Origin of the sequence: Nocardia sp. NPDC002869 (genome assembly GCF_046764065.1) — a bacterium.
GTDB classification, from domain to species: domain Bacteria; phylum Actinomycetota; class Actinomycetes; order Mycobacteriales; family Mycobacteriaceae; genus Nocardia; species Nocardia rhamnosiphila.
Map to the genome: position 1 here is coordinate 1 of NZ_JBKOOL010000329.1, position 1758 is coordinate 1758.

The window sequence follows — 1758 nt, forward strand, 5'->3', positions numbered from 1 at the left end:
GCGATCGGTGGCCCGGCCACCGGTCGCCGGTCGTGCGTGCTCGGGTCGATCGCCTGTCGGGCCGGCGGCGATCGATCACGCGGCCATCTGGTTCGTGGCACCGGTTCGGGTGTCGCACCAGATGGCCGTCGTCGGTGGGGTCCGGCCGTGGAGGTTCGGCTGATCGGAGCGTTGGTGGTCCGAGCGCCGCCCCGGCCGCGGCGGTACCGCCGATGGGCGACCCCGCCGCGGTCGGGATGGTTGTTCAACTGCCGGTCACCGCCGTCGAGGCAGGCCGGACCTGTTCTCGGTGAGTGGCATCCCGGCCGACAGCTTCGATCGTCTGCTGCCGGCCCGGGGAGCCGGCATCACTTCAGGTGCCGGGCGAAGAACCGGTTCCCGGCGTCCCCCTCGAACTGTGGGACCCCGGTGTGCCCGCCCATATTGGCGTGCAGCGTCTTCTGCTCGGAGCCGAACGCGTCGAACAGGTCCAGGGCCTGGTGCCGGTCGTTGTGCTCGTCGTCCCACTGCAGCAGGACCTGCAGCGGAATGGTGACCTGCCGGGCCTCTTCGAACATACTGCGGGGCACGAAACTCCCGGCGAACAGCAGAGCGGCCGAGATGCGCGGCTCGACCACCGCCAGCCGGACACCGATGGAGATCACCCCTCCCGAGTACCCGACCGGGCCGCCGATCTCGGACAGCGAAAGGAGGGCGTCCAGGGCGGCCTGCCATTCCGGGACCGCTTTGTCGACCAGCGGGAGAACGAGCCGGTCGACGATCTCCTCGTCGACCGCCTCGCCGGCTTCCAGCGCCCGGCGCAGGTCGGCGCGGGCCTGCTCGGCGGCGGTGGAACGAGGCCGGTCACCGCTCCCGGGGAGTTCGATGGTGGCCGCGGCGAAACCCTCCGCCGCGGCGTGCCGGGCCCGGTCCACCAGTCGGGGGTGCATCATGCGCAATCCGCCGGGATGGCCGACCAGGATCAGCGGCGCCGGTCCGGTCGCGGATCCGGGCGTCCACAGGATGCCGGGAATCTCGCCCAGCGTGAATTCGCGTTCGAGGACGCCGTCATCGAGGCGTTGTTCGGAAGTGAATTGCATTGTCGTGCCTTTCGGGAGTGCTTTCGCGCGGCGCTCCCGGACGACCTATCGCCCGACCGTGACCCCGGAGGGGAGCACCCATGTCGATACTGCGTTCACGGGTACCACCTCCTCGTTCTCTTGCACGGCCTCCGGAAAGGTAGCAGCGTTCGCCGTACCGGCCAACAGGTTTTTACGGAGGCCGAATCCCGTGGCCGCGGGCCTGGCGGACATGTCCGATGATCATCTGGCGGCCGTGGCGGCCGGGCTGGGCGATCCGGCGTTGCTCGCGAGCGCGCTGGATGGTTCCGCGGGCCGGTTCGACGCCGTCGCGCGCGGTCACCTCTGCCGGCTCATCGACCACCTCGGCGAGACGGATACGACAGTCGTGCACCGCGTCGATGCGAATGCCCGCACCGACCACGAGCTCCCCCGCTGGGGAGACGAGCGCATCATCGACTTGGTGACCCGCGCAGCGCATCCGGGGGCCGAGGTGGTGCTGCTACCCGAAACCGCGTTGCACACCGACCATCTCACCGCGGCGCTCACGGCGGCCGCCGGGGTGCCGGTGCCGACCGCGCCTCAGGTGACCATCTGGTCGCTGTGCTCAGAAAGTGTTGGGGAACCTGATCGGTTAGCTGTTGAGGTCGTCTGCTAGACGGCGGGCGGCCTCGGTTTCGATCGGGCCGGAGGGTTCCAC

General features: G+C 70.0%; 2 protein-coding genes. One reads left to right on the plus strand and one right to left on the minus strand.

Features of this window, described 5'->3' with window-relative positions:
- Positions 1 to 347 precede the first annotated feature (347 nt).
- Positions 348 to 1079: an alpha/beta hydrolase gene (locus ACLML9_RS28680; protein ID WP_411948420.1), complete on the minus strand. Its 732-nt coding sequence runs from the start codon at positions 1077 to 1079 to the stop codon at positions 348 to 350.
- A gap of 190 nt (positions 1080 to 1269) precedes the next feature.
- Between ACLML9_RS28680 and ACLML9_RS28685 the strand changes: the two genes are divergently transcribed.
- Positions 1270 to 1716, plus strand: a complete 447-nt coding sequence (locus ACLML9_RS28685; protein WP_411948421.1) for a hypothetical protein — start codon at positions 1270 to 1272, stop codon at positions 1714 to 1716.
- Positions 1717 to 1758: the final 42 nt, after the last annotated feature.

What these genes read in the sequence shown, in the direction of transcription:
- ACLML9_RS28680 (WP_411948420.1), bottom strand. Translation starts at nt 1,079, where the DNA reads ATGCAATTCACTTCCGAACAACGCCTCGATGACGGCGTCCTCGAACGC.